This is a genomic window from Anaerolineae bacterium (assembly GCA_014360855.1).
Classification (GTDB): Bacteria; Chloroflexota; Anaerolineae; order JACIWP01; family JACIWP01; genus JACIWP01.
Map to the genome: position 1 here is coordinate 1 of JACIWP010000339.1, position 2,886 is coordinate 2,886.

Consider the following 2,886-nt stretch of genomic DNA (forward strand, 5'->3'; position numbering starts at 1 on the left):
GCCCCTCGCGGCGATCGGACCACATGGATATCATCGAACCATCTGAACAGCGATGGGGGTCCGCTTAATGTTAACTCGTCCGGTTATATTGTACCACAACTTTTCATAAAATCAAGTATGATTTGGAGGATAATGAAAAAGTCGTGGGACATGGAGATATGGGGACATTGGGGCAGACGGGCGACTCGCTACAGCCAACGCCGGCCGTACATGCAGGAGGATACGAAGCCACAACCCCCGCAATTTGACGATTGGCCCCACCTGAGGTAGATGTTGATCATTCTCTTTGAGACCGGGAGCCGACTTGAGACGCACACTGCTGATCCTACTGCTGTGTATTTCCTGCCTGTCGGCGGTCCATTCACTGACCGCCGCCCAGGCCGGCGGCAACCTCCTCTTCAACGGTGGGTTCGACACCTTCACCAGCGTGACCCCCAATAAGCTCGTCCCCGCCGGCTGGTGGTACTTCCAACTGCGCGGCAATCCCGCCTTCGACCAGTCCCCGGACACCGCCTTCGGCGCGCCTTCCCTGCGCGTCTGGTCCGACGGCGAACCCTTCACCGCCGGCATCTACCAGGAAGTGCCAAACGTCACCCCCGGCGTCGCCTATCGCGTTACCATCGGCTGGGCGGCCAGCAGTGTGCCGGGCATGGAGCGCAAGCTGGGCATTGACCCCTTCGGCGGCACGGACCCTCTTTCACCCAACGTGATATGGGGCCCATCCTGCTGGGACAAGACCCGTATGCCCGACCTATCCGTGTCCGCCGTTGCGCAGTCCACGAAGATCACCGTCTTTGTCTGGGTGTTCCACGACCAGACTTTCGGCGCCGACCAGTGCTTTCTCGACTATGTGACCCTGACGGTGGACCCGAACCAGCCTCAGCCGACGCCCACCTTCACGGCTCTGCCGGCCACGGCCACCTCCACGCCGGCGCCCCCGACGCGCACCCCGACGCCGCTCCCGACGGACACGCCTTCGCCGACGCCCAGCGCCACCGCGACCTTGACCGCAACGCCTACGGCCAGCGCCACACCGACACACACCGCCACAGCGACAGCAACGGTCACCGCCACGCCTACCAACACACCCTCCCCTACCCCTACAGCCACACCAACTCCCACGCCTTTCCTGGGCATCAGCCTGGACACGGCCGCCGACCTCTTCCTGGGGATCGGATTGGTCGGGTTCGCCGGCGTGGCGGTGCTGTCCATGCTGTTGGTGGTGGTCAGCCGCTCCCGCCGGCGCTAAGAAGCGGCCGTGTTGACCGCCGGCAGGCCGAGCAAGGCCCTCAGCCGGCGCACCGCCACCTCGACACTGTCCCAATTATCGTCAATGTTGTGCTCAAAATTCCAGGCGCCGTCGAACCCCAGCTCGTAGAGGGTACGCAGATAGCTGAAATCGCCCTTGCCATCCCCGATGACCAGGTGATCGTCCTGTTCACCGTAATTATCGTGGATGTGCAGGGTGAAGAGAATATCATGCTCCCGGCGGATGAAATTCTCCAAGGAGCCGTAGGCTTCGTAGGCGCAGATGCGTTCGCCGTTCCAGTTCAGGATATATTGGGCGTGGCCGGTGTCGAACGTCATCCTCAGCCAGGGAGAATGCACCTGGCGGATGACATAGGCCGTGTCGTCCAGCCGGAAGGTAGCGGCGGCGTTCTCCAGGCACAGGATGAGGCCGGCCCGCCGGGCATACTCCGCCATCTCCCCCATATAATCCACCCAGATGGGAAGCCAGGTTTCGCGCGTCGTCCCGGGCCGGTGGCCCGTCGTATGGATGATGACGTAGCGCAGGCCCAGCTCCCCAGCGCGGTCAATCGAGGAATGGTACTCGAAGTTCGCCCATTTGGCCTCCTCCGGGTCATCCGAAAGGGGATTGATGCCCAGGAACGGCAGGTGCGCGCCGGACATGGGGAACTGCTCGACACGCCGGCGCACCTCCTCCCACACCGGGCTGTCCTCCCAGGCGTACGGGAGAGGGGCATACTGCGGATAGTGTCCCTTGATGGAGAAATCAATTTCGATGGAGGTCAGTCCCAGCCGGCGGGCATACGTCATATATCGGTCAATGGCCTCCAACTGGGCCGGCAGGAACGACGGGCTGACCGAGGCACCAATATGAACGGGCCGCTGATGGTTCTGCGAGGATCCCATGTGATCACTCCCGGATGCAGTGTACAGGAAAAGGCCAGGGAGAAGGATGTTCTCCTATCTCCCTGGCCAGAAGCACCTATGCGGTGGGAGCCGTGTTACTTCTTGGACGCCCAGTACTCGTCCAGCGCCGCCTGGGCCTCCGCCGCCGCCTCATCCAACGCCTCCTTGGCCGGGATGCCTTCGATCTCGACCTTGTCCGCGGCCTTGGTCAGGGCGTCGGTGATCTTGCCGCCGGTGGGGTCAATCGGCAGAGGCGAGGCGTACTTGGTCTGCTCCGCCGGCACCATGATGGCCGGCATTGTGGTCTCCGCCGCCTTCTTCAGCACCGGGGATTCCCGAGCGGACAGGCGCACCGGCAGGTAGCCCGTGCGGGCGGACCACTCCGCGGTCATGTCAGTGGAGGTGAAGAACTTGTAGAACTTGAGGGCGGCCTTGGTCTGCTCCTCGGACACATACAGCGGGAAGACCACGTAGTGCGCCTGGGCGACGGGGGCCGGCGGATGCGCCGGATTCTTCCAGCCGGGCTGGATATGGCCGGCGATGATGCTGAAGTCCAGGTCGCCCTGGTCGCCGCTGGAGCCGGTGTAGCCGCAGGCGCGGCCCTGCATCACATCGTCAATGGTATCGTACCAGTAGGCCCAGCCCTCGCCGCCGTAGTGGATGCGCATGATCTTCTCCTCATGGATCCACTTGCGGAACTGCTCCCAGGTGTCAACCCAGATCTCGTCGTTG

Annotated in this window: 3 protein-coding genes; 1 reads left to right on the plus strand and 2 read right to left on the minus strand. The window is 63.0% G+C overall.

Annotation, left to right across the window (positions count from 1 at the left end; translation table 11 throughout):
- Window positions 1–304 precede the first annotated feature (304 nt).
- Window positions 305–1,249: a hypothetical protein gene (locus H5T60_13670; protein MBC7243480.1), complete on the plus strand. Its 945-nt coding sequence runs from the start codon at window positions 305–307 to the stop codon at window positions 1,247–1,249.
- On the opposite strand, the gene H5T60_13675 is transcribed toward H5T60_13670, so the two are convergent.
- Both H5T60_13675 and H5T60_13680 read right to left on the minus strand, forming a co-directional pair.
- Window positions 1,246–2,154: a sugar phosphate isomerase/epimerase gene (locus H5T60_13675; protein MBC7243481.1), complete on the minus strand. Its 909-nt coding sequence runs from the start codon at window positions 2,152–2,154 to the stop codon at window positions 1,246–1,248. The genes H5T60_13670 and H5T60_13675 overlap by 4 nt on opposite strands.
- Window positions 2,155–2,249: 95 nt before the next feature.
- The coding region (locus tag H5T60_13680; protein MBC7243482.1) for an extracellular solute-binding protein at window positions 2,250–2,886 on the minus strand (637 nt) is incomplete at its 5' end.